This is a genomic window from Nonomuraea sp. KM90 (genome assembly GCF_052246675.1).
In the GTDB taxonomy this organism is placed as follows: Bacteria; Actinomycetota; Actinomycetes; order Streptosporangiales; family Streptosporangiaceae; genus Nonomuraea.
The window spans coordinates 13870-37724 of record NZ_JBQQCB010000083.1 but is presented as its reverse complement, the minus strand read 5'-3'; the positions used below and the strand labels follow the sequence as shown (position 1 = coordinate 37724).

Here is a 23855-nt window from a genome sequence, read left to right as displayed (position 1 = left end):
CATCGATCGCACGGGTGCCGAACTCAGACCCATGGTAGGACCTGTTCGCTAACGCGCGTAATCGGTGGTCAGTCCGACGCGAGCGTCCCGTCGCCGAGCCGCGCGACCATGCCGTGCCCGCCGTCCGCGGACCACACCGCCTGCCCCTCCTGCCTCCAGGGCCCGGTGACCTGCCCGGACGAGGAGCGGGTCACCACAGAGCTGTGGGAACACGGGTGAGGAACAGGGTGAAGGGGATGCCGCCGGCCACGATGCTCGCGGCCAGGGCCACGAGCATGACGGGCGGGTTGATGAAGCCGAGCATGCTGAGCGCGTACACGATGACGAGGTAGAGGGCGCCGAAGACGCCGATGTTGACGAGGTCTTTCGGGCTCATGCGCAGGTCGAGGCGGCGCTCGGCGGGGGCGGCGGTGGTCATGGGGTTCCCTTTCGGCGGAGTTGCCAGCCGCTGGCGCGGACGCGCTCGGTCCAGAAGCGTGCGTACGTGCCGGCGGCGGCGAGCAGGGCGTCGTGGTCGCCGTGTTCGGTGATCCGGCCCCGGCCGAGGACGAGGATGCGGTCGGCGGCGACCACGGTGGACAGGCGGTGGGCGACGACGATGACGGTGCGGTCGCGGGCCAGCTCGGCGATGGCGTCGGCGACGGCGGCCTCGTTGGCCGGGTCGAGCGCGGCGGTGGCCTCGTCGAGCAGCACGATGGGGGCGTCCTTGAGCAGGGCGCGGGCGATCGAGACGCGCTGTTTCTCCCCGCCTGACAGGGTGGAGCCGGCCTCGCCGACGCGGGTGTGCCAGCCGTCCGGGAGGCGTTCGACGACCTCGTCGAGGCGGGCGACGCGGGCCACCCGGTCCAGGTCGGCGTCGCTCGCGTCGGGGGCGGCCATGCGCAGGTTGTCGGCGATGGTGCCCTCGAACAGGTAGACGTCCTGGAAGACCTGGGCGGTCAGCCGGGAGACACCGGCGCTGCCGAGCTCGCGCACGTCGCGGCCGCCGATGCGGATCGAGCCCTCGCCGACGTCGAAGAAGCGGCCGATGAGTTTGAGCAGCGTGCTCTTGCCGGAGCCGGACGGGCCCACGACGGCCGTGAAGCTGCCGGCGGGGATCGTGACGTCGATCCCGTGGAGGACGGCGGGGCCGTCGTCGTAGCCGAAGCGCACCCCGGACAGCTCGATGTCGATGCCGGCGGGTTCGGCCGGCTCGGCCGGTTCGGGCAGCGGCGGCACCGCCAGCAGCGCCCGTACCCTGCCGATGGCGTCCGCGTTGACCTGCACGGTGCCGGCGAGCTCGCCGAGTTGCGAGATCGGGTCGAGCATGCGCAGCGTCAGGATCATCAGGCCGATCATGACCGCGACGGTCATGGTGCCCTGGAGGGTGAGGACGACCGTGAGCGCGATGACGGCCGTGACCACCAGTTGCAGGGTGCCGAAGAACGCGATGAGCCCCCACGCCCCGCGGATCGTCAGCCGCGACTGCGAGCCCTGCTGGCGGACCAGGGCCTCCTCCAGCGTGCCGAGCTCCGGCCGGTCCAGCACGCCGTAGGCGCGCAGGGTCGGCTGCCGGCGGGCGTACTCGACGATGCGCGAGGCGCTGACGCCGATGTCGTGCTCGTAGTCGTCGTCGTTGCGCCGCACGATCACCATGAGCAGCCGCAGGGCGAGCGCGCACAGCGCCGCGCCGGCGGTGAAGGCCAGGCCGATCCGCCAGTCGAGCAGGAAGCTGCCGGCGATCATGGTTGCGGGTGCGGTGACGCCGACGACGACGTGGCGCAGCAGGTGGGCGGGGATGTTGGCGACGTCCATGGTGCCCTTGCCGAGCATGCGCCCGATCGGCCCGGTACGGTCGCCGCGGAACCAGCCGATCGGCAGCGCGGCGAGGTGGTTGCCGATGCGCTCATGGAAGCCGGTCAGCACGTCGGTGCCGACGACGTACCCCAGGGACGTGCTCCACGCGAGCAGCGCGTGGTGGGCGGCGACCGCGACGGCGATGGCCCCCGCCCACGTCCAGAAGCGGCCCCAGTCGACCGGCGGGCTGGTGAGGGCCGCCACGAGCGGGGCCACGAACAGGTAGCCCAGCCCCTGCAGGACGCCCTGCGCCGCCTGGGCCGCGAGCATGACGCGCAGGTGCCGGCGACGGCGCTCGTCGAGCAGCTCGGACAGGTAGCGGATCATCGCGATCATCAGCGGGCCTCCAGCCTCTGCGTGGTGTCCTCGCGGGCGCGCTGGTCGTGCTGCCACAGCCGCGCGTACAGGCCTTGGCGGGCGAGCAGCTCCTCGTGGCGGCCCTGCTCGACCAGGCGGCCCGCGTCGAGGACGACGATCCGGTCCGCGCCGCGGACGGTGCTCAGCCGGTGCGCGATGACCAGCACGGTACGGCCGCGCGCGACCTCGCTGAGCGCGTCCTGGATGCGGGCCTCGTTCTCCGGATCGGCGCTCGCGGTCGCCTCGTCGAGCACCAGCACCGGCCGGTCGGCCAGGATCGCCCGCGCGACGCACACCCGCTGCCGCTCACCTCCGGACAGCTCCGCGTCCTCGCCCGCCACCGAGTCCAGCCCGCGCGGCAACTCGTCGAGGCGGTCCAGGATCTGCGCCTTGGCCGCCGCGGCGCGCACGGCCTCGTCATCGGCGTCGGGGCGGGCCAGGCGGATGTTGTCGCGGATGCTCATGCGCAGCAGGGCCGGATCCTGGAAGACGAAGGCCACGTGCCGGTACAGCTCGGCGGGGTCGATGTTACGCAGGTCGACGCCGTACAGCCGCACGGAGCCCTGCTGCGGGTCGTCGAAGCGGGGCAGCAGCTTGGCCAGCGTGGACTTGCCGGACCCGGACGGGCCGACCAGCGCGGTGACCGTGCCCCGCGCCAGCTCGAGATCGACGCCGTCGAGCGCGACCGTGTCGCCGTAGGCGAACCGCACCCCGCGCAGGCGGACCACCGGACCGGGAGTGCGGGGGTCGGGCACGACCGGGTTCGCCGGGACCGGCAACTCCGGGGTGGCGAGCACCTCGCGGATGCCGCGCGCCACGCTGAGCGCCGTGACCAGCGGATGGATCGACATCATGACCGTCATCAGCCCCGCGGTGGTGACGGTTCCGACCACCAGGAACGCGATCAGGCTGGTCAGCGGCAGCTGCCCCGACGCGGTGAGCGCGCCTCCCACCGCGGTCATGACGACGAGCACGCTCGGCGGCGACAGCAGGATCTCGGCGAGGACCGAGGCCCTGGTGGTCGATCTCGCCCAGTCCAGGAAGAAGCGGGCGAAACTCCGGGACACCTCCTGGAACCGGCGGCCGGCCACCCCCGGCGTGCCGAAGGCCTTGACCACCCCGATGCCGTTGACGAACTCGACGGCGGCACCGCTCAGCCGGGTCAGCCACGCCATGAACTCCGGATATTTCGTGCCCGCGCCGGCCATCGCCCGCTGGTACACGATCAGCCCGACGACCAGCGGAAGCAGGCTGACCAGCGCCATCCGCCAGTCCACGGCGAGCAGATAGACGATCGAGACCGCCACGGGGACGGCGGCGGCCGTGACCTCCACCACGGAGTGGGCGATGAGCTGGTGCAGCGCGGCGACGTCGTCCTCGACCGTCTTCTTCACGATCCCCGAGTTGCGGTCGGTGAACCAGCCGAGGGGCAGCCGGCGCAGCTTGCCGAGGAGCTCCCGGCGGATCCTGAACGACACCCGAATGTCGGCCAGATGCGTCAGCACCCCCGCGCCGAAGGTGCCGAACTGCTTGACGGCCAGGGCCACGAGCGCCACGACGATGATCGGCCACACGTCCGTGTCCCCGTGCAGCAGCCGCCGGCTGATCTCGACGACGGCGATCAGCGGCGCCATCCCGGCGAGCGCGCTGATCCCGGTCAGGACACCACAGCCGATCAGGGTGGCGCGGGCCGGAGCCAGCACCGAAGGCGCCTCGCGCGCCGATGGGACCGTAGGAGCGGACATGCGTCACCCTTCGCAGCGAAGCTTCCAGATTTCGTCAGGCCCGGCAAATGATAATCATTATCAATGGATTGCGTAACCCATTACAACGCCGACAGTTCGCGGCGGGCGTCCGCCACGAGGGCGACGGCCAGTCCCGTGACGGCGAGGGCGACGGCGGGCACGACCGCGAGACGCGGCGCGGCGACCAGCAGCGGGGTGGCCTCGCTCACCATGCCGCCCCAGTCGGTGTCGGGAGGGGGCAGCCCGATGCCGAGGAAGCTGAGCGAGGTGACGGCGATCAGCGTGCGCGCGAGGTCCGCGGTGGCGACGGTCAGCACGGGGCCGGCGACGTACGGTCCGATGGTGCGCCGCAGCAGGTAGAACGGGGACGCGCCGATGGCTCGTACGGCCACGACGTGGTCGGCGGAGGCCACTTGCCGGGTCGCCGTATGGGCGACCAGGCCGCAGCTCACCCAGCCGAGCGGCACGAGGGCGATCAGGACGGTCAGGTACCCGGGCCGCAGGACGCCCGCCAGCGCGAGCGCGAGCGTGAGCCCGGGCAGGGCGAGCGCGACGGTCGCGGCGAGGCGCAGCAGCCGGTCGGACAGCCCGCCGGCCAGCCCGGCCGCGGTGCCGGCGATCGTGCCCAGCGCCGTGGTGACCGCGGTGATGGCGAACGCCACCAGCAGGGAGGTGCGGCCGGCCGTGGCCGTTCTGGTGAGGAGGTCCCGGCCGAGCTGGTCGGTGCCGAGCCAGTGCCCGGGACCGGGCGGCAGCAGGGCCCGCCCCAGATCGGGCCGGCTCGGGTCGTACCCGGTCAGCATCGGCGTGAGCAGGCAGAACAGCACGACCAGCACGAACAGGGCAGCCCCGGCGCGGCCCCTCATCGGCGGCGCAGCCGCGGGTCGAGGGCCGCCAGGCACAGCTCGGTCAGCGCCAGGAGCAGGACCGTCGCCACCCCGATGACCAGCACGTACGCCTGCACGACGGGCAGGTCCCGCTGCCGGATCGCCGTCACGGCGAGCTGCCCCACGCCGGGCCAGGCGAACAGCGTCTCCACCACCACCGCCCCGGCCAGCAGCTCCGCCAGCACCAGGCTCCCGGCCGTGATCGCGTTCGGCGCGGCCACGCGCAGGGCATGGACGGCGACCGTACGCCGGCGCGGCAGCCCCTTGACGGCGGCGAGCTTGACGAACGGCAGCCGCAGGGCCCGCGCCAGGTCGGCCCGGAGCAGTCGCAGCAGGGTCGCGGCCCCGGCCAGGCCGAGGGTGAGCGCGGGCAGCACCACCGCGCCGGGACCTCCGTCGCCGCCCGTGGGAAGGGCGCGCAAACCCACCGCCACCACGCTGATCAGCAGGATCCCCACGATGTAGGGAGGGATGCCGGCGATCGCCACCGTCACGAGCGCGAGGGCGCGGCCGTCGAGCGCCCGCGGCCGGAACGCGCCCCTGAGCGCGGCGAGCACCGCGAGCCCGACCGCGACCGCCGCCGCGGCGGCCGCCAGCCGGAGTGTCGCCGGGATCCGCGAGAGGATCTCGGCCGCCACCGGCGACCGGTCTGCGTAGGAGCGGCCGAGGTCGCCGCGCAGCACGTCGCGCAACCACCGCAGGTACTGGCTGAACAGCGGCTGGTCGAGGCCGAGTTCGGCGCGCAGCGCCGCGACGCCGGCCGCCGTCGGCTGGATGCCGCCGCGGCGCAGGATCTCCTCGGCCGGGTCGCCCGGCGCGAGCGAGGTCAGCAGGAAGACCAGCACCGACAGCGCCAGGAGCACGAGCAGCAGCTCCGCGCCGCGCCGCAGGAGGATGGCCGTCACTTCCGGGGCGCCAGTTTGCCCAGGTCGACGATGTAGGCGACGTTCTGCGTCACCGCGCTGACCTCGGTGGTCGTCACGATGGGATTGTCCTGGTAGGCCAGCGCGATCATCGGGCGGTCGGTGGCCAGCAGCCGCTGGATCCGGTGGTACAGCTCGCGACGCGCGGCCGGGTCCGTCAGTGCCGCGGCCTGGTCGACCAGCTCGTCGAACCGGGCGTTGCGGTAGCCGAGCCGGCGTTCGACGTTCCAGGACGCGTCCGAGCGCAGGAACCGGCGGAACAGGTAGTCGGCGTCGCCGTTGGGCACGCTGTACGCGCTGAGGAAGAGGTCGTAGTCCCCGGCCTCCATCACGGACTTGGTGGCCTCCGCCACGGTCACCTTCGCGGGCAGGCCCACCTGCTCCAGGGAGACGCGCAGCACCTCGGCGATGTCGGTGTAGGGGAACTGGCCGGTCTCGGCCGACGAGATCAGGATGGTCACGGGCCCGGCCGGCGGCCCCGCCGCGGCCACCAGCTCGCGCGCCCTGCCGGGATCATGAGCCGCCGTGATGCCGGGGTCGGCGAGGTCGCCGAAGGCCGGCGACAGGAACCCGGCACCCGCCTCGGCGGTGCCCGCCAGCAGCTTGGCGGCGATGGCCCGCCGGTCGACGGCCAGGTCGGCCGCCTCGCGCAGGCGGGCGTCGGAGAACGGCTTCCGCGAGGCGTTGAACGTCAGGTAGTGCGTCAGCACCGAGGGGCTGCGGACGACTCGGAAGCCGCCGTCACCGGCGACCGCGGCGACCTGGCCCGGCAGCAGCGCGCCCTTGTCGATCAGCCCGTCGACCTCTCCGGCCCGTAACGCGGCGACCCGGGCGTTGGCGTCGGGGATCACCCTGACCACGATCTTGTCGTAGGCGGGGGCGGCGCCGTAGTAGTGCGGGTTGGCGGCGAGCACGGCCCGCTGCCCCTTGGCCCACTCCACCAGCGTGTACGGCCCCGTGCCCACGGGCTTGCCGGTGAAGTCCCCCGAGGCGGCGAACGCCTTCGGCGACTGGATCATGCTGTAGAAGCCCGCCAGCCTGCCCGGCAGGTCGGCCACGGCCTCCTTCAGGTCGAACACCACCTTGCCGCCCACGGCGCGGACGTCCGCCACCTTGCCGTACGCCGCCTCCATCCCGGCGTCGAGGCTGAAGAAGGCCGACTGGCGGGGCGCGATCCGCAGGAACCGCTCGACGTTGGCCACCGCCGCCTCGGCGGTCAGCGGTGTGCCGTCGCTGAACCGCACGCCCTCGCGCAGCGTGAACGTCCAGCGCCGCCCGCCGTCCGCGACCGCCCACGAGGCCGCCAGCGCCGGGACGGGCCGCAGCCGGTCGTCCACCGTCACCAGCGGCTCCCACACCCGTAACGTCTGGTGGGTGTAGTAGGGATCCGCGGGACCGGCGACGAGGTCGCGCGGGGCCGCCAAGGGGAGCTGCGTCCCGTCCTCGCCGGCGCCGGGCGCCTGACCGCCGCACCCGGCGAGGGTCATTCCCAGGAGCGCCATCAACATGATCGTGGCTCGTCTTCGCACTGTGATCTCCCGCAGAGGTGGTGACCTGGCAAGCAAACGATAACCGTATTCACGCCGCGGCCGCTCTCGCGGCGGCCGCCCGTCGTTACTCGTACGGCTCTGCCGGTTGCTCGATGCCGGTCACGCTGGTGGCGGTCACGGCCGGGACCGCATAGTCATCGGGCACCCCGTGCTGCCACGGGATCCACGTGCCCGTGACCGCCACCCACGAGTCCTCGGCCGGTGCGGGCGCCCCGTGGACGGCGACCTCCAGCGCGAGCGCGTCGGCGGCGCAGCAGCGGAGCTGCATCCGGGCCAGATACCAGCCCCTGCCGTCCTCGGCCGGGACGGCGAAGCCGATCAGCCTGACCTGCCTGCCCGCGAGCGACGGGCCCGACGGCGCGTAGGCGCGCCCGATGAACTCGCCCAGCGTCAGCTCCGTCACCTCGCTCCCGGCCAGCGCGTGATAGGCCGCGGTCCGGGGCGGTGCCGGCGGGCCGTCGGTGCGCCGGGCCGCGAAGGCGCCGAGCGCGGGCGGGGCGACGAGCACGAGGGCGAACACGGGCGCGGCCAGCAACCACGCCACCCTCGGGCCGTGGCCGTGGCCATGGTCATGGTCATGGTCATGGGCGGCGGGCCGGCCCAGCACGTCCGCGACGACGGAGAGCAGGCCGAGAACCGCCAGCACCGCACCGGCTCCGACGAGCAGCGGCCGGAAACCGGGTTTGACGTAATTGACGTACGTCGTGGAGAACGCGGAGATGCTCAGCAGCGCCGCGCCGAGGATCAGCAGGACGGCCCCTTGCGCCTGGCGGCTCACAGGAACATCCAGCCCGCGACGAAGCTGACCCCGATCGCGAGAGCCAGCGTGAGCGGTGCGAAACGCCACGTGAAGGCCCGGCCGAAGGTGCCGGCCTGCAGGGCGATGAGCTTCAGGTCCACCATCGGGCCGACCACCAGGAACGCCAGCTTGGCCGTCGGGGAGAATGCCGTGAGCGAGGCCGCCACGAACGCGTCGGCCTCCGAGCAGATCGACAGCAGCACCGCCAGCAGGGCCAGGACCAGCACGGACACCACCGGCACCCCGGCCACCGCGGTCAGCCAGTCGCGGGGGATCAGCACGTTGAGGGTCGCCGCGGCCAGCGCGCCGACGACCAGGAACCCGCCGGCGTGCAGCAGGTCATGGCGCATCGTGTCCAGGAAGGCGGCTACCCTGCCCTGGCCCGCCTCGGCCGGGCGGCGCGGCGCCGGCAGCCACGCGGCGCGCCCGAACCGCGCCCAGATCCAGCCGGCCAGCACGGCCACCGCCAGCGAGGCGGCGAACCTGGCGACCACCATCTCCGGGTCGTCCGGGAAGGCCACCGCGGTGGCGACCAGCACCACGGGGTTGATCGCCGGAGAGGCCAGCAGGAACGCCAGCGCCGCCGGCGCCGCCACGCCGCGCGCCATCAGCCCGGAGGCCACCGGCACGGACGCGCACTCGCAGCCGGGCAAGATCGCCCCGGCCATCCCGGCCACCGGCACCGCCGCCCAGGTGCGCCTGGGCAGTGTCCGCGTCCAGAACGACGCGGGCACGAAGGAGGTGATGGCCGCCGACAGCGCGACCCCGAACACCAGGAACGGCAGCGCCTGAACGCACACCGCCACGAACACGGTCGCCCAGGTCCGCAGCCCCGGGCCCGTCAGATGCGGAGCCAGCAGGAACCGCCCCGCCACCAGCAGCGCCACCAGCACCATGAACGCCCACGGCAGCCGGAACGGGTGGCTGCCCGCGCGATCCGGCGCAACGCGGTCCCCAGGACCCGGCCGGTCCGTGGTGCTCGGCTGCGTCATCGCCCTCCCCGTCCGCCGCCGGCAGCAGACTAGCCGGTTATCTCATGACATCTGCGCGAATCGCCCGCATGCGCGATGGAGGGCTTTGTGACCGGGTGCCGGCCCTGCCGGCGGTCGGTCCGGGCGCCGCCGGTTGCCCGGAAGGGTTCGCGGCCTGACCGCCAGGGCCGCCCGCTTCCTCCGCGCCATGCCGTCGGCGGCGACGGACGGGGCCCGTGCCGTCCCGCGTTCCAGGCGCTCACCGCGGAGGTCGTCGACGAGCGGCAGCGCCGACAGGCCGCCATCGCCCTCGCCGTACGCGTCACCGCGCTGATCGCACGGGGACGTTGCTGATCGGAACCGCCCTGCTGCGGCTCCTCCCGCCCCGGGGACCGGGGAGGCGGGGATCTCGGGGCGCCCGCCATTTCACCCGGCACACCCCGATAAGACCTCTAAGCCTGTTTCCGGCCCACCATCTCGTTGATCCAGATGGGCGCGAACGGGGAGGTGCAGCCCGGGGACGTCGGGTAGTCCTTGAGCACCTCCAGGCGCTCGCCGATGGCGAGGGCGCGGGCGCGGTGCTCGGCGTGCTCGATCCCGATCTGGGCCAGGCAGTGGTTCATCGCCCACTGCAGGCGATCCGGGGCGCCCTTCATCTCCGCCTCGATGACGTCGAGCAGCCCTTCGAGGTCGAGACCCTCGGGCTTCTTCGCCACGCGTTCGGTGGTCAGCGCCCAGCCGGCACTCGCGACCACCGGATCCGGATCGGCGAACCAGGCCAGGCGCAGCTCTTCGGCGTGCGGGCTCTTCTTCACCACGTAGTTCACGAGCCAGTCGTGCACCTTGGGCGCGCGCGCCGCGCGCACCATGGCGTCCAGCTCGTCACGCGCGAACGCCTTCGGGCGGCAGATCAGGAGCGCCAGCAGTCTCGCCGCGGTGTCATCGGTCTCCCAGAGCCGGTACGCGAGCTCCTGCTGCGTCTTCAGCCGCTTGGCGAGCGCGCGCAGCTTGCCGAGGTTCACACCGTGATCGTCACCGTGTCTCTCGTTCACCTCGCGCATCTTCGGGTCCTCGAGTCCGGCCAGCTCGGCCATCACCTCGGCCACCGTCGTCTCGGTCAACGTGGTCTCGGCCACCTCAGCCTCCTGTCCATGACGTGCGAGATGCAGCCTACGACGGAAGCCGGCCTCCTGTCGTACGCGGCGGCCCGCCCGGGACCGTGCACTGGGGGATGATTTTGGATAATTGTCTGCTTTGTGAATTAGTGCGCAGAAGGCTGGGGGAAATTTCCCTAATGTCAGCGATACCGGACGACAAAGGGGCCTCATCCGAGCAGCCCTCAGTCTGGTAAGGGGAACGAGGACACCATTCGTATTCGCAACCTTCTCGCCGGCACCGCAGTGGCCGGGGCGCTGCTCGCAGGTGCCGGGGCGGCGCCCGCGGCCCAGGCCGACACCGCGACCACCACCCAGGCGAAGGCCGTTCAGGCCGGTCCGAAGCACAATTTCGGCCCCATTTACTCCAACGGCACCGAGAGCCTTCCCAAGGAGTCGTACTTCAGGGGGTACTGGCAGAAGCGCGGCGGCAACTACTACTTCTCCGGGGACCTGGGCGACCGGCACAACGGCGACGGCGACTACAGCTACGTCTGGTTCAAGTACTACGACAGCAGTGGCTTCCACAGGGACGTTTACCGGTCCGACGACCGCCGTCGTCACTTCGGGGAGATCCGCTTCAAGCGTGATCTCAAGATTCGCGTGTGCGAGGGGAACACCCGGAACAGCGGATGCGGCAGCTACAAGGACGTGTTCTAACCACTCCGGGGTAAATCATCCCAGCAAGTGTTCCGACATGCGGCGCCCCGCCGGTGATCCGGCGGGCGCTCGCCGTTCCGATCGACAGTCCCGAAAGAAGGGAGGCTCGTATGCGTTCCGACGTCACGTTGCGGCGACTCGACGAGAGCCTGCTGCGTGGGCTGCTTGACGCCGCGGTCGCCGACGCGGACCCGCTCGAGGTGATGCCCCCGGTAGAGGGACCCGCGGGGTGGACGGCCGAGCGGCGGGAGACATTCGTACGGTTCCACCGGTCGAGATCGCTGGCGGCCGAGCCCGTGGGGACCACCTACGCCATCCTCGTCAAGGAGGAAGTGGTCGGGGCCGCCCGGCTGTTACCCCTCGCGGACGCCGGACGAGCGGTCGAGGCCGGGGTCTGGATCGGACGCACCCATCGTGGCAGCGGAGTCGGTGGCGCCGTTCTCAGGCAACTCCTCGACCTCGCCCGAGCCGGCGGCGCCCAGCGCCTGGTGGCGAGCACCACCGCCGGCAACACGGCTGCCCAGCGGCTGCTCACCACGCTGGGGGCCGACCTCACCCGGGACGGCGACGCGGTCACGGCCCGGCTGAACCTCCGAGACGTCGACTGACCGGCCACGAGCGCGCGCTTCGGGCCGGACCAGGGGAGCGCTTCAGCACAGTCGAGCCGACATCTTGCAGACAGGAGCGCATTCGATGCCCCGAGAAGTCATCTCCACGCCAGAGGCGCCCGAATACCCCACATACGGCCAGGCGGTGAAGGCGGGCAACACGATCTACGTCGCCGGGACGATCGGCGTCGACGTGGCGACCGGCGAGCTGGCCGGGAACACGATCCAGGAGCAGACCCGCCAGTCGTTACGCAACTGCCAGGCGATCCTGCGCGCCGGCGGTGCGCGGCTGGCCGACGCCGTCATGGTCCACACCCTGCTCCTGCGGCCGGAGGACGCCGACGGCGTCAACGAGGTCTTCGACGAGTTCTTCCCGGACGTGCGGCCGCCGCGCTGCGTGAGCAAGCTGGGCGTCGACCGGCCGGGAATTCTCGTGTCGATCGCCATGGTGGCCGTCACGGACTGATCGCCGGGCCCGCCCCGGCGGTCGGCCGGTCGCGGGTGCGACCGGCCGACGGGAAGGACTCAGTTGATGCCGAACCCGGAGGGCCATCCCCAGTTGGAGATGGACGCGGGGTAGCCGGGATCGACCGTTCCGGCACCGGCGTCGCCACGGGTCACCCGGACGTACAGGTTCCCGTCGAAGAAGTAGCACTTGGTCCCGGAGTAGAGTGCCGCGTCGATGCCGCTCGCGCCGAAGCCGGCGGGCCATCCCCAGTTGGAGATGGGTGCGGGGTAGCCGGGGTCGACGGTTCCGGCGCCGGTGTCGCCGCGGGTGACGCGTACGTACCGGTTGCCCTTGAAGAAGTAGCACTTGGTTCCGGAGTAGAGTGCCGCGTCGATGCCGTTGGCGCCGAATCCGGCGGGCCATCCCCAGTTGGAGATGGGTGCGGGGTAGCCGGGGTCGACGGTTCCGGCGCCGGTGTCGCCGCGGGTGACGCGTACGTACCGGTCATCCTTGAAGAAGTAGCACTTGGTTCCGGAGTAGAGTGCCGCGTCGATGCCGTTGGCGCCGAAGCCGGCGGGCCATCCCCAGTTGGAGATGGGTGCGGGGTAGCCGGGGTCGACCGTTCCGGCGCCGGTGTCCCCGCGGGTCACCCGAATGTAGTGGGTCCCGTCGAAGAAGTAGGTCTTGGAACGCGAATAGAGCGCGGCGTCGATTGCCATCGGACCCTCCATGACCGGCGGAATTGACGGCACGAGAAATTCGGGCCTGACCGCGCGATCTCACCAGAGCCTAGGTGCACGCCGGCATCCGGGGATCAGGGGCCGCCCCAGGGATATCCCTAGTGACGTCCCGCGTTCCGGCACGTCCAGCTCCGGCGGCCCGGCCACAGGCGGGCTCGGGGCAGTGGTCGGGCCGCTCGTGGACGCGGTGTCGACGACGGACACGGGTGGCGGCGGTCAGGACCATGACCCCGGCCGGCAGGTCGGTGAGTTCCCGGACGTGCATCGTGACAGCACTCGTACCCGGCGCCGGGGTGGCGAGCGGGCCGACACGGAACGAGGGCCCGGCCCTCGTTCCGTGTGGCGGGACTACCGGGGCACGCGGCGGGTCACGTGGTGGTCCGAGGGGACGCGGCCCAGGTGTTGCACGATCCCGGAGCGCCGCTGTTGTAGCCGCGCGTCATCCAGGCCGCCTGCGTGGGGCCCTTGCCGTGGTCGTTCTGCGGCCAGGCCTTGGCGCCGTTCTTCCGGAACCAGTCGACCGTGTAGTCCCACTCCTCCTCGGTGAACAGCGACCCGCCGCGCAGCGTCGACATGAAGACGGCGGAGAAGCATTCGGCCTGGAGTTCGGAGTTGCGGGAGAGCTGCAGGCTCTGGGACCTGCCGGCGGTGGACCGGGCCTGCCAGTAGTAGGTCCAGATCTTCGAGATCTGCTGCACGTGGTGGCCGTACTCGTGGGCCACGAGCCGCGTGATCGCCAGCGGGAACGGCTGGCGGAGCTGCTCCTTGCTGATCAGCATGTACATCGTGCGGTTGGAGGAGCAGTAGACGCCCTGGGCGCCGACGTTCCACTTGCCGCAGGGCGTGTTCACCTTGCTGGTGATGATGCGCAGCCGCGGCTTGGCGAACGGCATCTTCGCCTTGCGGAACTGCGCGCCCCACGCCCTGTTCAGGCAGTCGGTCACGCGCGTCAGAAAGCGACGGTAGGCGTTGGTGCTCCCGGACGGCAGCGTGCCGGGCGAGCAGGCCACGTTGGCGAGGCGGCCGGTCTTGTAGATGCGGTTCGCGGTGGCCAGCGCCTTGTTCGCGGCGGCCACCCGGCTCTGGACGCCTGCCGCGGCCTGCGCGGGGACGACCTGCTGGGCCTGGCTGAGGGGGGTCGTCGCCGCCGTGGCCGCGTCGGTGAGGACGAACACCTGGGAGGCCGTGGCCACCGTGAGCGCCACGCCCGCGGCCGCCAGCGCCGCGCGTCTGCTGTTAGCAACATAGTTCATAGGTTGCAAAAGACTAGGTCAAGATTGGACATAGTGGGGTGGAATTGACTCGATCAAGTGAGTGAATGCAGCCGCGACGCCCAGGCCGTCGGCCGGCTCAAGCGGAAGACGGCGCCCCGGGCGGCGCCGGGTACTCCGCGGTTCTGCGGGTGAGGGGCTCAGCCCAGGTAGAAATCCCTGCGAGCGGCCACGAACGCCTCGATCGTACGGGCAGGCGCGCCCGTCACCCGTTCGACGTCGTCGGACGCGCGGTCGTAGCGGTTCTCGCGGTGCAAGCGGGCCATGGTGGCGATGTGCTCCTCGGTGTGCGGCGGCAGGCCCGCCTTCGCGAGCACCTCGGCCCGCCACCAGTCCAGCGGTACGTCCAGATAGGACACCGGACGCCCCAGCGCCCGGGAGAACTCCTCGGCCAGCTCCGTCATGTCGACCGTGCGCGGCCCGGTCAGCTCGTAGACGTGCCCGACGTGCGGGGCGGGGTCGCGCAGCACGGTGGCGACCACCCGGGCGACGTCGTCGGCGGCGATCGGCGACGTCCGCCCGGTGCCGAACGGCAGCGCGATCGTGCCACTTGCCCGGATCGAGCGCGCCGCCAGCGTGGTGAACAGCGGATTGTCCAGGAACGACGTCGGCCGGATGTGCACCACCGGCAGGCCCGACCAGTCGAAGACCTGCTCCGCCAGCCAGTGCAGCCGCTGCTGACGAGACTCCGCGGTGCTGGTGGCGGTCATCTGCGACACCGTCATCTGCGACATGTCCACCAGGCCGGCCAGCTCCCCGTGCTCCTTCGCCACGGTGGCCACCACGGTCGCCGCCAGCAGATGGTCGGGCGACACGGGCATCGCGAAGTACATCGCTCCGGCCCCCTCCAGCGCGGCCGCGACGCTCTCGGGCCGGGTCAGGTCGCCGAGGACCACCTCCGCGCCGCGCGCACGCAGCTCGGCGGCACGATCATCGTCGCGGCGGACCATCGCGCGTACCGGCACGTCCTGCGCCCGCAGCCGGTCGAGGACCGCGCGGCCCACGCCACCGGCGCCGGCGACGAGGACAAGGTCGCTGGCAACCATCGCTCATCTCCCCCCGGTAGCGGTCATACCCCGTTCTGGCCTCACGACCTGGGTGAACACGGCTGCGGGCGCCCGGCTCGCGTCAGGCGGGGTCGGGAAGGATGATCGACCCGGCCAGCCTGCCCATCGTCTCGAGCCGGGCGATCTGCTCGTCGTCCAGGGGCGGCGGCGTCTCGCCGCTCCTGGCGGGCGTCGCGTGGTCGGCGATGATCTGCTCGATCCCGGGCGGGGTGAACATGAAGAGCATTCGCGCGGCGTGCATGCGCTTGTTCTGGAAACAGTGGCGGATGCCCCGGGGAACGTGGACGAAGTCGCCCGCGACGGCGGTGAACCGGTGGTCGCCGTCCAGGAACTCCAGTTCGCCGTCAAGGATGTAGAAGGTCTCCTCCTGTTCGGGATGGATGTGCGGTACCGGCCCGCCGCCTGCCGGGACGGTGGCCTCGATGAGGCCGAAACCGCCGTTCGTCTGTGCTCCCGTCGCCTTGACCGTGTAAACGTCGCCGGCGGCCCACACGGTCGGGCCCTGCCCGGAAGGTACGTAGAGAGCGCCGCGAGTGGTGTATCGGGGATCGTCGGCCGGCTGGAAGGAAAGGCTCACGCCAAGCTCCTGTAATTCGCAAGGTAAGTTTTCGGGAACAGGCTGCCGGTCCTCTGAGACACCCACAAGAAGGCAGTTGTGTGTGCCGTAGTACCAGGGAGGGAACTGACATGGCGGAAATCGCCGAACAGGCCGCGGAATCGGCGGCTTCCTGCGACGAGCTCCAGAGCATTCTTTCGCGTGTGGGCGAGAAATGGGCACCTCTGGTGATGGGGGAGCTCGGCTCCGGGCCGCGGCGCTTCAACGAGTTGCGGCGGTCGCTATCGCCCATCACCCAGCGCATGCTGACGGCCACATTGCGCGGGCTGGAACGCGACGGGCTGATCACGCGAACCGTGCATCCCACCGTCCCGCCCCAGGTCACGTACGATCTCACCGATGCCGGGCGGGAGCTGCTCGGCATCATCAGCCAGGTCGCCAACTGGGCTGGCCGGCATCTGGAGGCCATCCACGCCGCCCGGGCGGCGTTCGGTGGCCGATGAGCCGGCACTTTTTGACAGACCGAATCTGGATATCTAATATCCAGGTTGTGCGAACGGGCAAGGGCGTCGAGTGGGCGGTGCACACGCTGCTCAATCTGGCGTGGTCGGGGGACGGCGAGCCGGTGGCCACCGCGCAGCTGGCCGCCGGTCACAACCTCTCGGTGTCCTACCTGAACAAGCTGCTGCAGCAACTGGTCAGGGCCGGCCTGCTCGAGTCCGTCCCGGGTGCGCGCGGCGGCTTCCGGCTGGCCCGCCCGCCGGCGACCGTGTCGCTGCTGGACGTGGTCCTGGCCATCGAGGGAGACGCGCCCCTGTTCCGCTGCGCCGAGATCCGTCGGTGCGGCACCATCGGGGAGCGCTGCCCCGACGCCGCCTTCGCTCAGCCGTGTGCGGTCAAGACCGCCATGGGGCGAGCCGAAGCGGCCTGGCGGCAGGCGCTGGCCGAGCAGAGCCTGGCTGACGTGCAGGCCGCGGCCGACGCGCACGCTCCCACCGTGGCGGCACAGGTTCGCCAGGCGCTCGGGCGCTGATTCTCCTTCTCGCGCGGCATGACCGCGCGATTTTTTCGGAGGTGAACCTGGATAAAACATATCCAGATTTTTCTGATCGACCCGGGCGGGACCATTGCCCGCTGCGGACCAAGAGCGAACCGGTGTCGCACGACGTGTGCTTCACCGACGTCAGGAAAGATGAACCAAGATGGATCTGAAACTCGAACTCATCGTGCTGCCCGTATCCGACGTCGACCGGGCCAAGGCCTTCTACGAGGCGGCCGGATTCCGGCTGGACGTCGACAAAGCCGTCAACGAGGACTGGCGCGCGGTGCACCTCACGCCGCCCGGCTCCGAGTGCTCGATCATTTTCGGCACGGGGATCACCTCCGCCGCGCCCGGCTCCGTCCAGGGCCTCTACCTCATCGTCTCCGACGTCGAGGCGGCCCGCGCCGAGCTCGTCGGCCGCGGCATCGAGGTGAGCGAGGTCTTCCACGATGCCGGAGGGCTCTTCTACCACGGTCACGATGCCGGAGAGGTCACCCACCAGGCCGGCGGCCAGGGGCGGGTGGCCGGGCCGCACCCCGCGCGTGCCGACTACGGCTCCTACGCCACCTTCAGCGACCCGGACGGCAACGGCTGGGTGCTCCAGGCGGTCAAGCAGCGCGCTCCCGGTCGCTGACATCTCCCGGGATGCCCGGGAGGAGGGCATCGCCGAGCCGTGCGCGCAGGGCGATCGAATCCCCGCTCAGCAGGGTACGTTCGTCCTGCTCGACATCTCACATCGTTGGCGGGGGACCTGTCATGCAAGCCATCACCGTCCGAGACCGCGCCGCCGGTCTGGCCGGCCTCTCCCTGACCGAGGAGCCGTACCCGCACGCCGCCGAGAACGACGTCGTCGTGCGGGTGCATGCCGCGGGGTTCACCCGGGGAGAGCTCGACTGGCCGGGAACGTGGTCGGATCGCGCGGGCCACGACCGGACGCCGAGTGTGCCCGGGCACGAGGTGTCCGGGATCGTGGTGGAGCTGGGGTACGGAACCACCGGTCTGAGCGTGGGGCAGCGGGTGTTCGGGCTGACCGACTGGACCCGCAACGGCTCGCTGGCCGAGTACGTGGCGGTGGAGGCGCGCAACCTCGCGCCCCTGTCGGCCGGCATCAGCCACACCATGGCCGCCGCCCTGCCGATCTCGGGGCTGACCGCATGGCAGGCCCTGTTCGACCACGGCCGTCTCGCCGCCGGCCAGACCGTACTGATCCACGGTGCGGCGGGCGGCGTCGGCTCCGTCGCGGTGCAGCTCGCGCGCGAGGCGGGAGCCCGGGTGATCGGCACCGGCAGGGCCGCCGCCAGGGACACGGCACTCGGTCTGGGCGCGGATGTCTTCCTGGATCTGGAGGCCGATCGCCTGGAGGACGTCGGTCAGGTCGATCTGGTGCTCGATGTGATCGGCGGCGACATCCTGGACCGTTCGGCCGCGCTGGTGCGCTCCGGCGGCACACTCGTCACCATCGCCGCGCCGCCGACGGTCCTGCCCCGGAACGGCCGGGCGATCTTCTTCGTCGTCGAACCCGATCGCGCCCGGCTCGCCGACCTGGCCCGGTGGCTCCGGGACGGACGGCTGCGCCTGATCGTCGGGGCCGTGCGCCCGCTCGCCGAGGCGCCCGCCGCGTTCGCGCCCGCGCAGCCCACCCCCGGCAAGACGATCATCCGCGTCACCGAGGGGGAATAGGCGGCCGCGTGGCAGCGTGGGGCGGCTGCCGTTCGCTCCGGCGCGCGAATCGGTCCACCCCCGTGGCGGATCAAAGGGATCAGGTTCCGGCGACGGTGTACCGGCTCGTGATCGCCACCCGGTTGAAGGCGTTCATCACGGTCGACAGCCAGGCGACGGCCGAGATCTGCTCCTCGGACAGCACCGCGGCGGCCGCCGCGTAGTCCGCGTCGCTCACCTGGCCGTCCGACACCCGCGTGATCGCCTCCGTCAGGCGCAGGGCCGCGCGCTCGGTCTCGGAGAAGTAACCGGTCTCCGCCCATGCGGGCAGGACCGCGAGGCGGTCCGTGCTCTCGCCCTTCCTGAGCGCGTCGCGGGTGTGCGTCCGCAGGCAGAACGCGCAGCCGTTGATCTGGGAGGTGCGGATTTTCACCAATTCGATCAGGAGCGGGTCGAGACCCGCCGCCGCGGCGCCTTCCTCCGCGGCCGCCGACATGGCGATGAGGGCTTTGTAGCCGGCCGGGTGCTGTTTTCCGATATTGACGCGCTGTTCAGTCACGGATTTCAGTCTAGGCGGCGTGAAATGCCGGCCGTCGGGGGGCTCGACCGGGTGTGATGGGCGAATCATCGCCAGGGCTTGAATTCGTCTTTGGTTATCCGGCGAAATGCCTGGACAGCGTACCCGGAAATGCTTCGGCAGGACAGGAGGGCCGTCATGGTCCGAGTACGGTTTGCCCGGGGATTTCTGGTTGCCGGAATGGCGGCCGCGGTCGCCGCGTGCGCTCCCACGGTCGAGCGCGCGGGCGGCAGGGTGCCGGTCGGTGGCCACGCGCCGGTTGCCGTCACCGTCACGCGGCCACCGTCCGAGACGCTGTCGCCGCTGCTGGAAAAGGCGCTGCCGAATGTCCCTGGCAAGACGTTCACCTCGGCGATCGCGGACTTCCCGCCCACCGCGCGCGCGGTGTCGCACCGGCACGGCAACGCCTTCGTGTACGCCTATGTGCTCGAGGGCACCGTGCGCAGCCAGCTCAGCGGCGAGCCGGTGCGTACTTACCGCCAGGGCGAGAGCTGGGTCGAGCCGCCGGGTGCCCACCATGTGCTCGCGGAAAACACCAGCCGGACGAAATCGGCGAAACTTCTGGTCATTTTCATCTCCGACACGGGGGACAAGCTCAAGGTCGATGATCGGCCAAGATAAGGCATCGGTCCGCGCAATGGGGAGTAAACAGGCCGCTGCGGCGGAGCCGGATCACCGTACTCGACGACGCCAGTTCCTTGTCTTGGAAAAGCCCCAGTCGGGCTCCTTTGGCATGCCCGGCTAAGCGGTTACTTTCCGTGCATGACGCAGCCATCGTCGTCCGCACCGGATCCCCGCGACCAGCGAAAGTCGCCTCGTCAGCGCTGGGCGTGGCGGTGGGGTGGCCTGGTCAACCTCAGCAGGTGGCTCTGGCGCGAGGCCAAGTGGCTCCTCGTCGCCGTCGCCGTGCTCTTCGTGGCGACCGGTCTGGTGATCGGCTGGGTGGAGGCCTACGAGATCCTCATGGGGTTCCGCTCTCCGTCGAATGCCAAGCACTCTGTGCTGGCATGGGCGCTTTCCATCGTGGGGTGGGCGATCATCCCGGCCCTCATCGGTGCCGTGGTGGGATATCTCTGGCTCTGCAAGAAACCACGCTGATGGGATGGGACGTGCCGTACCGTGCTGGTGCCGTGCGGCGGGTCGCCGAGCGGCTCGGGCGGCACGAGCCCGGTGATCACGCGCGGGGGACAGGTGGCTAACTCCGGCCGGTCACGCCCTCCAGGATCGAACGGAGCGGCGTGGCCGGACGCTGGAGGAGGCTCTCGAGTTCGGGCCCGGTGGTGGCGAACTCCCCGTGGCGGGCCGCGCGGAACATGCCGAGCAGCAGGCCGGCCTGTTGCTCCGGCACGCCGTGGCCGACCAGCGTGGCCGCCCACTCGGCATCGCCGGCGACGACGCGGCTGATCGGCCGTCCGGTGAGTTCGGTGACGATGCGGGCGACGTCCTGGAGGTCGAGCGCGACCGGCGCGGTGAGCGGCGGGGTCGGGCCGTCGAACCGGCCCTCGTCGGCGAGGATGACCGCCGCCGCTTCGGCGAGGTCGGCGTGCGCGGTCCACGACACGGGGCCGTCCGCCGGCGCGACGAGTTCACCCGTCTCGAGTGCCTGGCCGAGCAGGAGGCGGACGGTGTCGGCGTAGAACCCGTTCCGCAGCGCGGTGAACGGCGTGCCGGTCTTCTCCAGGTAGCTCTCGGTGGCGGCGTGGTCGGGCATGGGCGCGAAGAGCGAGTCCTCGGCGGCGCCCTGGTGGCTGGTGTAGAGAATCCGGCGCGCACCGGCATCGCGCGCGGCCTCGATCGCCGTGACGTGCTGGTTGAGGGCCGCCTCGCCCGTCTGGCTCGTCGAGACGATGAGCACCTGGGTGGCGCCCACGAACGCCTCGGCGAGGGAGCCCGGGTCGGTGAAGTCGCCGCGCCGCACGCGTACGCCACGTGCGGCCAGGTCGCCGGCGCCATCGGCGTCGCGAACGCTGACGCCGACCTGCCCGGCCGGGACCCTCTGGAGCAGCCGACCGACGATCTGGGAGCCGAGCCGGCCCGTGGCGCCCGTGATGATGATCATGTCTCGTCCTTCCGACGAATAACGTTGATAGCAACAGTGATAGCAACATGGATATCACAGATGCCCTATCATCGGAAACATGGTGAAGGTGAGGCCGGACCGGCAGGAGACGCGGGCGAACATCGTGGAGGTCGCGGCGCGGCTCCTGCGCGAGCAGGGCGCGGCCGCGGTCACCACACGGGCCGTCGCCCAGGCGGCCGGCATGCAGGCGCCGACCATCTATCGCTTCTTCGAGGACAAGGACGCGCTGCTCGACGCCGTCGCCGAGCACGTCTTCAGCACCTACGTCAGCGAAAAGGCGCACGTCGGGGCCGGCGACGACCCGCTGGCGGACCTCCGGGCCGGATGGGAGGCACACATCCGGTTCGGCCTCGCCAACGCGGCACTGTTCGGCCTGCTCACCGACCCCGGCCGGGGGGCGCCTTCACCGGCGGCGGCCGCCGGGCTGGAGGTCCTGCGCGCCAGGGTGCACCGCATCGCGGCAACGGGCCGGCTACGGGTCGCCGAAGGCCGGGCCGTCGAACTCATCCACGCCGCCGGCACCGGCGCCGTCCTCACCCTGCTGTCCGCGCCGCCGGAGGATCGGGACCCCGGCCTCGCCGACGCGATGTACGAGGCGGTGCTGCGGGCGATCCTCACCGACGGGCCGGCGCTGCCGTCCGACGACACGAACGCGGTGACGGTCGCGTTCCGGGCCGTCGTCCCGAAGCTGCCGGCGCTCACCGGCGCCGAACGCGCCCTGCTGTCCGAATGGCTGGACCGGACGAGCGGCCCGGCGAGCGGCCCGGCGAGCGGCCCGGCGAGCGGCCCGGCGAGCGGCCCGGCGGCCGGTTCCGCCAGGTGAGGGTCCTGGCCCGCCGGCGCGGTGTGCTCAGTGCGGCAGGCCGACGAGCCGGGCGCTGTGGCTCCACAGTGCCTGCGCCAGTTCGTCGCTGCGCGCCAGGTCTGACGGGGCCGGCCAGGTGAGCCGGGCCCGGCGCAGGGCGGCGTAGGTGTGCCCGTCCGGGGGTGTGGCGAGGCCGAGAGCCAGGTCGGCGAGGGCGTTCCCGGCGGCGGCGCGGGTGTTGAGATGGGGGTTGAGCCTGCCCAGCGGCCACCCCAGCACCGATGCGCCCAGCAGCGACCAGGCCGTCCGCAAGGGGAACGGCAGGCTCTTGGCCAAGCCGGTCCCGAAGACCTGCCCCGGATCGTAGGCGATCGCGGCGAGTCGCTTGGGCCGGTCGTCGCGGTGCTCGGACAACGATCGTGCGGTGAGCACGGCGCACAACTTGGAGGCGGTGTACGCGTGCTCGCCCGCCTTGCGCGGCCGGGGGTCGAGACCGGCGTCGCGATCGGGGTGCGCCAGCAGTTCCGGGTCGGCGTGGCGGGGCGGCGTCAACCCGGCGTGCGTGGCGGGATCGTGCGTGCCGCTCGTGGTCAGCACGACGGTCGCCCCGTCCGCCAGGACCGGCAGCAGCAGGCGTAACAGCAGGTAGTGCGCAAGGTGGTTGACGGCGAAGGTCGTCTCGAAACCGTCGGCGGTCCGGCCGGCGACGTCGGGGAGGATCAGGCCGGCGTTGAGCAGCAACGCGTCGACGGGGCCACCGTCCAGCCGTTCGCGTACCGCCGCCGCGAAGGTGCGTACCGAGTCGAGCTCGGTCAGGTCGAGCGGGATCGACTCGCCGGCGGTCGCCGGTCGGCGCGCACCCAGGATCAGCCGGGCGCCGCCCGGCTGCCGCGTCAGCCGTTCGGCGGCGATCGCGCCGAATCCTGACGTGCCGCCGGTCATCACGATCGTTGCCACGCCGCCTCCCCGGTCATCCATGTGCGTCACGACCCAGTGAACGCCGCCGCGGCGAGACGATCCATGTTCCGGGCGCTCGTATCCATTTCTGCCTGTCTACACTGGGGTCGTGGACCCGCTCGCGGACCTTCTCGACGGCGTCCGTGCCCGCAGCGCGGCGTTCTGCCGGGCGATCCTCGAACCGCCCTGGTCGATGCGCATCGCCGACGGCGCCATGCTGGCCCTGGCCACCACGCTGCGCGGGCACGCCTGGATCGTGCCCGACGAGGGTGAGCCGGTGCTGATGCACACCGGGGACGTGGTCATCATCAAAGGGCCGGCCCCGTACACCATCGGCGACGACCCGGCCACCGCGCCGGACACCATCGTCCACCCGGGCAACCGCCTGACCACCATGGACAACGTCGACATCACCGACGACCTGCGGCTCGGACCGCGGACGAGCGGGCACGACCCCGACGGGTCGGCGATCGTGGCCAGCGGGACCTACCAGGTCAGCGGGGACGTGAGCGAGCGGCTCCTGAACGCCCTGCCGGACATCGTGCTCGTGCCGCGGGCGAGCACGCAGGCTCCGATCATGGAGCTGCTGGCGCAGGAGGTCAGCAGTGACGGGCCCGGCCAGCAGGTCGTCCTCGACCGGCTCCTGGACCTGGCGCTGATCGCCACCCTGCGGGCCTGGTTCGCCCGCCCGGAGGCCCAGGCGCCCGGCTGGTACCGGGCGCAGAGCGATCCGCTGATCGGTCCGGCGCTGCGGCTGATCCATGACGACCCGGCCCATCCCTGGACGGTGGCCTCGCTCGCCGAGAAGGTCGGCGCCTCGCGCGCGGCGTTCGCCCGCCGGTTCGCCACCCTCGTGGGCGAGCCGCCCATGACGTACCTCACCGGCTGGCGGATGGCCCTCGCCGCCGATCTGCTGCGGGCGTCCGAGAGCACGATCGACTCGGTCGCCCGGCATGTCGGCTACGCCAACGCGTTCGCGCTGAGCGTGGCCTTCAAACGGGTCCGCGGTGTGTCCCCGAGCCGCCATCGCGCGGGCGTGTGAGTCCGCCCCGATCGGGGGGCCACACGTCGGGGTGGCCGCGCCGGTGGGCGGACAAGTTTGTGATCAAGGCCAAGTGCGCGATCTGGTAGTGGAGTATCGTCCGGCACGGGTGATTCGCCCC

General features: G+C 71.5%; 28 protein-coding genes. 11 read left to right on the top strand and 17 right to left on the bottom strand.

Annotated features, from left to right (window positions below):
• Positions 1-68: 68 nt before the first annotated feature.
• The 10 genes from ACTWPW_RS45120 to ACTWPW_RS45075 form a co-directional block, all read right to left on the bottom strand.
• Positions 69-194, bottom strand: a complete 126-nt coding sequence (locus tag ACTWPW_RS45120) for a hypothetical protein (protein WP_375112699.1) — start codon at positions 192-194, stop codon at positions 69-71.
• Positions 191-418, bottom strand: a complete 228-nt coding sequence (locus ACTWPW_RS45115; protein ID WP_443172337.1) for an MptD family putative ECF transporter S component — start codon at positions 416-418, stop codon at positions 191-193. Before ACTWPW_RS45115 ends, ACTWPW_RS45120 begins: the two co-directional genes overlap by 4 nt.
• Positions 415-2172 carry an ABC transporter ATP-binding protein gene (locus ACTWPW_RS45110; RefSeq protein WP_443172336.1) on the bottom strand — a complete coding sequence of 586 codons (1758 nt, stop codon included), beginning with the start codon at positions 2170-2172 and terminating at the stop codon, positions 415-417. The genes ACTWPW_RS45115 and ACTWPW_RS45110 overlap by 4 nt, the downstream gene beginning before the upstream one ends.
• Positions 2172-3938, bottom strand: a complete 1767-nt coding sequence (locus ACTWPW_RS45105; protein ID WP_443172335.1) for an ABC transporter ATP-binding protein — start codon at positions 3936-3938, stop codon at positions 2172-2174. The genes ACTWPW_RS45110 and ACTWPW_RS45105 overlap by 1 nt, the downstream gene beginning before the upstream one ends.
• Positions 3939-4018: 80 nt before the next feature.
• Positions 4019-4804 (bottom strand): ABC transporter permease, encoded by a 786-nt coding sequence (locus ACTWPW_RS45100; protein ID WP_443172334.1) that lies wholly within the window; start codon positions 4802-4804, stop codon positions 4019-4021.
• The gene (locus ACTWPW_RS45095) at positions 4801-5730 is read right to left on the bottom strand and encodes an ABC transporter permease (RefSeq protein WP_375112693.1); all 930 of its coding nucleotides are present in this window, start codon (positions 5728-5730) and stop codon (positions 4801-4803) included. Before ACTWPW_RS45095 ends, ACTWPW_RS45100 begins: the two co-directional genes overlap by 4 nt.
• Entirely contained in the window at positions 5727-7250 is a 1524-nt protein-coding gene (locus ACTWPW_RS45090; RefSeq protein ID WP_443172333.1) for an ABC transporter substrate-binding protein, read from the bottom strand. Before ACTWPW_RS45090 ends, ACTWPW_RS45095 begins: the two co-directional genes overlap by 4 nt.
• Before the next feature lie 112 nt (positions 7251-7362).
• Entirely contained in the window at positions 7363-8076 is a 714-nt protein-coding gene (locus ACTWPW_RS45085) for a TIGR03943 family putative permease subunit (RefSeq protein ID WP_443172332.1), read from the bottom strand.
• Positions 8073-9089 (bottom strand): permease, encoded by a 1017-nt coding sequence (locus tag ACTWPW_RS45080; RefSeq protein ID WP_443172331.1) that lies wholly within the window; start codon positions 9087-9089, stop codon positions 8073-8075. The genes ACTWPW_RS45085 and ACTWPW_RS45080 overlap by 4 nt, the downstream gene beginning before the upstream one ends.
• Positions 9090-9520: 431 nt before the next feature.
• Positions 9521-10162 carry a DNA alkylation repair protein gene (locus ACTWPW_RS45075; RefSeq protein ID WP_375112833.1) on the bottom strand — a complete coding sequence of 214 codons (642 nt, stop codon included), beginning with the start codon at positions 10160-10162 and terminating at the stop codon, positions 9521-9523.
• Between the two features lie 306 nt (positions 10163-10468).
• Between ACTWPW_RS45075 and ACTWPW_RS45070 the strand changes: the two genes are divergently transcribed.
• The 3 genes from ACTWPW_RS45070 (at position 10469) to ACTWPW_RS45060 (ending at position 11956) form a co-directional block, all read left to right on the top strand.
• Positions 10469-10882 (top strand): hypothetical protein, encoded by a 414-nt coding sequence (locus ACTWPW_RS45070; protein WP_443172330.1) that lies wholly within the window; start codon positions 10469-10471, stop codon positions 10880-10882.
• 110 nt (positions 10883-10992) lie between these two features.
• Positions 10993-11490 carry a GNAT family N-acetyltransferase gene (locus ACTWPW_RS45065; protein ID WP_443172329.1) on the top strand — a complete coding sequence of 166 codons (498 nt, stop codon included), beginning with the start codon at positions 10993-10995 and terminating at the stop codon, positions 11488-11490.
• An 85-nt stretch (positions 11491-11575) separates the two neighbouring features.
• Positions 11576-11956 (top strand): RidA family protein, encoded by a 381-nt coding sequence (locus tag ACTWPW_RS45060; RefSeq protein WP_443172328.1) that lies wholly within the window; start codon positions 11576-11578, stop codon positions 11954-11956.
• Positions 11957-12015: 59 nt separating this feature from the next.
• On the opposite strand, the gene ACTWPW_RS45055 is transcribed toward ACTWPW_RS45060, so the two are convergent.
• From ACTWPW_RS45055 to ACTWPW_RS45040, 4 genes are all read right to left on the bottom strand, one after another.
• Positions 12016-12657, bottom strand: a complete 642-nt coding sequence (locus ACTWPW_RS45055) for a hemopexin repeat-containing protein (protein ID WP_443172327.1) — start codon at positions 12655-12657, stop codon at positions 12016-12018.
• Positions 12658-13046: 389 nt separating this feature from the next.
• Positions 13047-13931: a neutral zinc metallopeptidase gene (locus ACTWPW_RS45050; protein WP_375112685.1), complete on the bottom strand. Its 885-nt coding sequence runs from the start codon at positions 13929-13931 to the stop codon at positions 13047-13049.
• Positions 13932-14089: 158 nt separating this feature from the next.
• Positions 14090-14995 carry an NmrA family NAD(P)-binding protein gene (locus ACTWPW_RS45045; protein ID WP_375112684.1) on the bottom strand — a complete coding sequence of 302 codons (906 nt, stop codon included), beginning with the start codon at positions 14993-14995 and terminating at the stop codon, positions 14090-14092.
• 82 nt (positions 14996-15077) lie between these two features.
• On the bottom strand, positions 15078-15593 hold the full coding sequence (locus tag ACTWPW_RS45040; protein ID WP_375112683.1) for a cupin domain-containing protein: 516 nt from the start codon (positions 15591-15593) through the stop codon (positions 15078-15080).
• A gap of 110 nt (positions 15594-15703) precedes the next feature.
• Between ACTWPW_RS45040 and ACTWPW_RS45035 the strand changes: the two genes are divergently transcribed.
• The 4 genes from ACTWPW_RS45035 to ACTWPW_RS45020 all read left to right on the top strand — a co-directional run bounded on the left by ACTWPW_RS45035 (position 15704) and on the right by ACTWPW_RS45020 (position 18294).
• On the top strand, positions 15704-16075 hold the full coding sequence (locus ACTWPW_RS45035) for a winged helix-turn-helix transcriptional regulator (protein ID WP_375112682.1): 372 nt from the start codon (positions 15704-15706) through the stop codon (positions 16073-16075).
• A 47-nt stretch (positions 16076-16122) separates the two neighbouring features.
• On the top strand, positions 16123-16605 hold the full coding sequence (locus tag ACTWPW_RS45030; protein WP_375112681.1) for an RrF2 family transcriptional regulator: 483 nt from the start codon (positions 16123-16125) through the stop codon (positions 16603-16605).
• Between the two features lie 169 nt (positions 16606-16774).
• Positions 16775-17248 carry a VOC family protein gene (locus ACTWPW_RS45025; protein ID WP_375112680.1) on the top strand — a complete coding sequence of 158 codons (474 nt, stop codon included), beginning with the start codon at positions 16775-16777 and terminating at the stop codon, positions 17246-17248.
• A 122-nt stretch (positions 17249-17370) separates the two neighbouring features.
• Entirely contained in the window at positions 17371-18294 is a 924-nt protein-coding gene (locus tag ACTWPW_RS45020; protein ID WP_443172326.1) for an NADP-dependent oxidoreductase, read from the top strand.
• Positions 18295-18373: 79 nt separating this feature from the next.
• On the opposite strand, the gene ACTWPW_RS45015 is transcribed toward ACTWPW_RS45020, so the two are convergent.
• Positions 18374-18832 carry a carboxymuconolactone decarboxylase family protein gene (locus ACTWPW_RS45015; RefSeq protein ID WP_375112678.1) on the bottom strand — a complete coding sequence of 153 codons (459 nt, stop codon included), beginning with the start codon at positions 18830-18832 and terminating at the stop codon, positions 18374-18376.
• Positions 18833-18988: 156 nt separating this feature from the next.
• Here ACTWPW_RS45015 and ACTWPW_RS45010 point away from each other — a divergent pair, with 156 nt between their 5' ends.
• Entirely contained in the window at positions 18989-19471 is a 483-nt protein-coding gene (locus ACTWPW_RS45010; RefSeq protein WP_443172325.1) for a cupin domain-containing protein, read from the top strand.
• Between the two features lie 141 nt (positions 19472-19612).
• Entirely contained in the window at positions 19613-19948 is a 336-nt protein-coding gene (locus tag ACTWPW_RS45005; protein ID WP_443172324.1) for a DUF6313 family protein, read from the top strand.
• A 97-nt stretch (positions 19949-20045) separates the two neighbouring features.
• Here the strand turns inward: ACTWPW_RS45005 and ACTWPW_RS45000 are convergent, their stop codons facing one another.
• Complete coding sequence (locus ACTWPW_RS45000; protein WP_443172323.1) at positions 20046-20909, bottom strand: NmrA family NAD(P)-binding protein; 864 nt, start codon at positions 20907-20909, stop codon at positions 20046-20048.
• A 79-nt stretch (positions 20910-20988) separates the two neighbouring features.
• On the opposite strand from ACTWPW_RS45000, the gene ACTWPW_RS44995 reads away from it, so the two are divergent.
• Positions 20989-21753 (top strand): TetR/AcrR family transcriptional regulator, encoded by a 765-nt coding sequence (locus ACTWPW_RS44995; protein ID WP_443172322.1) that lies wholly within the window; start codon positions 20989-20991, stop codon positions 21751-21753.
• 27 nt (positions 21754-21780) lie between these two features.
• Here the strand turns inward: ACTWPW_RS44995 and ACTWPW_RS44990 are convergent, their stop codons facing one another.
• On the bottom strand, positions 21781-22692 hold the full coding sequence (locus tag ACTWPW_RS44990) for an SDR family NAD(P)-dependent oxidoreductase (RefSeq protein WP_375112673.1): 912 nt from the start codon (positions 22690-22692) through the stop codon (positions 21781-21783).
• Positions 22693-22801: 109 nt separating this feature from the next.
• On the opposite strand from ACTWPW_RS44990, the gene ACTWPW_RS44985 reads away from it, so the two are divergent.
• Positions 22802-23734 carry an AraC family transcriptional regulator gene (locus tag ACTWPW_RS44985; RefSeq protein ID WP_443172321.1) on the top strand — a complete coding sequence of 311 codons (933 nt, stop codon included), beginning with the start codon at positions 22802-22804 and terminating at the stop codon, positions 23732-23734.
• Positions 23735-23855 lie beyond the last annotated feature (121 nt).

Coding starts and splice junctions, on each gene's coding strand:
- ACTWPW_RS45115 (WP_443172337.1), bottom strand. CDS start 418: ATGACCACCGCCGCCCCCGCCGAGCGCCGCCTCGACCTGCGCATGAGC.
- ACTWPW_RS45110 (WP_443172336.1), bottom strand. CDS start 2,172: ATGATCGCGATGATCCGCTACCTGTCCGAGCTGCTCGACGAGCGCCGT.
- ACTWPW_RS45105 (WP_443172335.1), bottom strand. CDS start 3,938: ATGTCCGCTCCTACGGTCCCATCGGCGCGCGAGGCGCCTTCGGTGCTG.
- ACTWPW_RS45100 (WP_443172334.1), bottom strand. CDS start 4,804: ATGAGGGGCCGCGCCGGGGCTGCCCTGTTCGTGCTGGTCGTGCTGTTC.
- ACTWPW_RS45090 (WP_443172333.1), bottom strand. CDS start 7,250: ATGGCGCTCCTGGGAATGACCCTCGCCGGGTGCGGCGGTCAGGCGCCC.
- ACTWPW_RS45080 (WP_443172331.1), bottom strand. CDS start 9,089: ATGACGCAGCCGAGCACCACGGACCGGCCGGGTCCTGGGGACCGCGTT.
- ACTWPW_RS45075 (WP_375112833.1), bottom strand. CDS start 10,162: ATGGCCGAGCTGGCCGGACTCGAGGACCCGAAGATGCGCGAGGTGAAC.
- ACTWPW_RS45065 (WP_443172329.1), top strand. CDS start 10,993: ATGCGTTCCGACGTCACGTTGCGGCGACTCGACGAGAGCCTGCTGCGT.
- ACTWPW_RS45060 (WP_443172328.1), top strand. CDS start 11,576: ATGCCCCGAGAAGTCATCTCCACGCCAGAGGCGCCCGAATACCCCACA.
- ACTWPW_RS45055 (WP_443172327.1), bottom strand. CDS start 12,657: ATGGCAATCGACGCCGCGCTCTATTCGCGTTCCAAGACCTACTTCTTC.
- ACTWPW_RS45050 (WP_375112685.1), bottom strand. CDS start 13,931: ATGAACTATGTTGCTAACAGCAGACGCGCGGCGCTGGCGGCCGCGGGC.
- ACTWPW_RS45045 (WP_375112684.1), bottom strand. CDS start 14,995: ATGGTTGCCAGCGACCTTGTCCTCGTCGCCGGCGCCGGTGGCGTGGGC.
- ACTWPW_RS45035 (WP_375112682.1), top strand. CDS start 15,704: ATGGCGGAAATCGCCGAACAGGCCGCGGAATCGGCGGCTTCCTGCGAC.
- ACTWPW_RS45025 (WP_375112680.1), top strand. CDS start 16,775: ATGGATCTGAAACTCGAACTCATCGTGCTGCCCGTATCCGACGTCGAC.
- ACTWPW_RS45020 (WP_443172326.1), top strand. CDS start 17,371: ATGCAAGCCATCACCGTCCGAGACCGCGCCGCCGGTCTGGCCGGCCTC.
- ACTWPW_RS45010 (WP_443172325.1), top strand. CDS start 18,989: ATGGTCCGAGTACGGTTTGCCCGGGGATTTCTGGTTGCCGGAATGGCG.
- ACTWPW_RS45005 (WP_443172324.1), top strand. CDS start 19,613: ATGACGCAGCCATCGTCGTCCGCACCGGATCCCCGCGACCAGCGAAAG.
- ACTWPW_RS45000 (WP_443172323.1), bottom strand. CDS start 20,909: ATGATCATCATCACGGGCGCCACGGGCCGGCTCGGCTCCCAGATCGTC.
- ACTWPW_RS44995 (WP_443172322.1), top strand. CDS start 20,989: ATGGTGAAGGTGAGGCCGGACCGGCAGGAGACGCGGGCGAACATCGTG.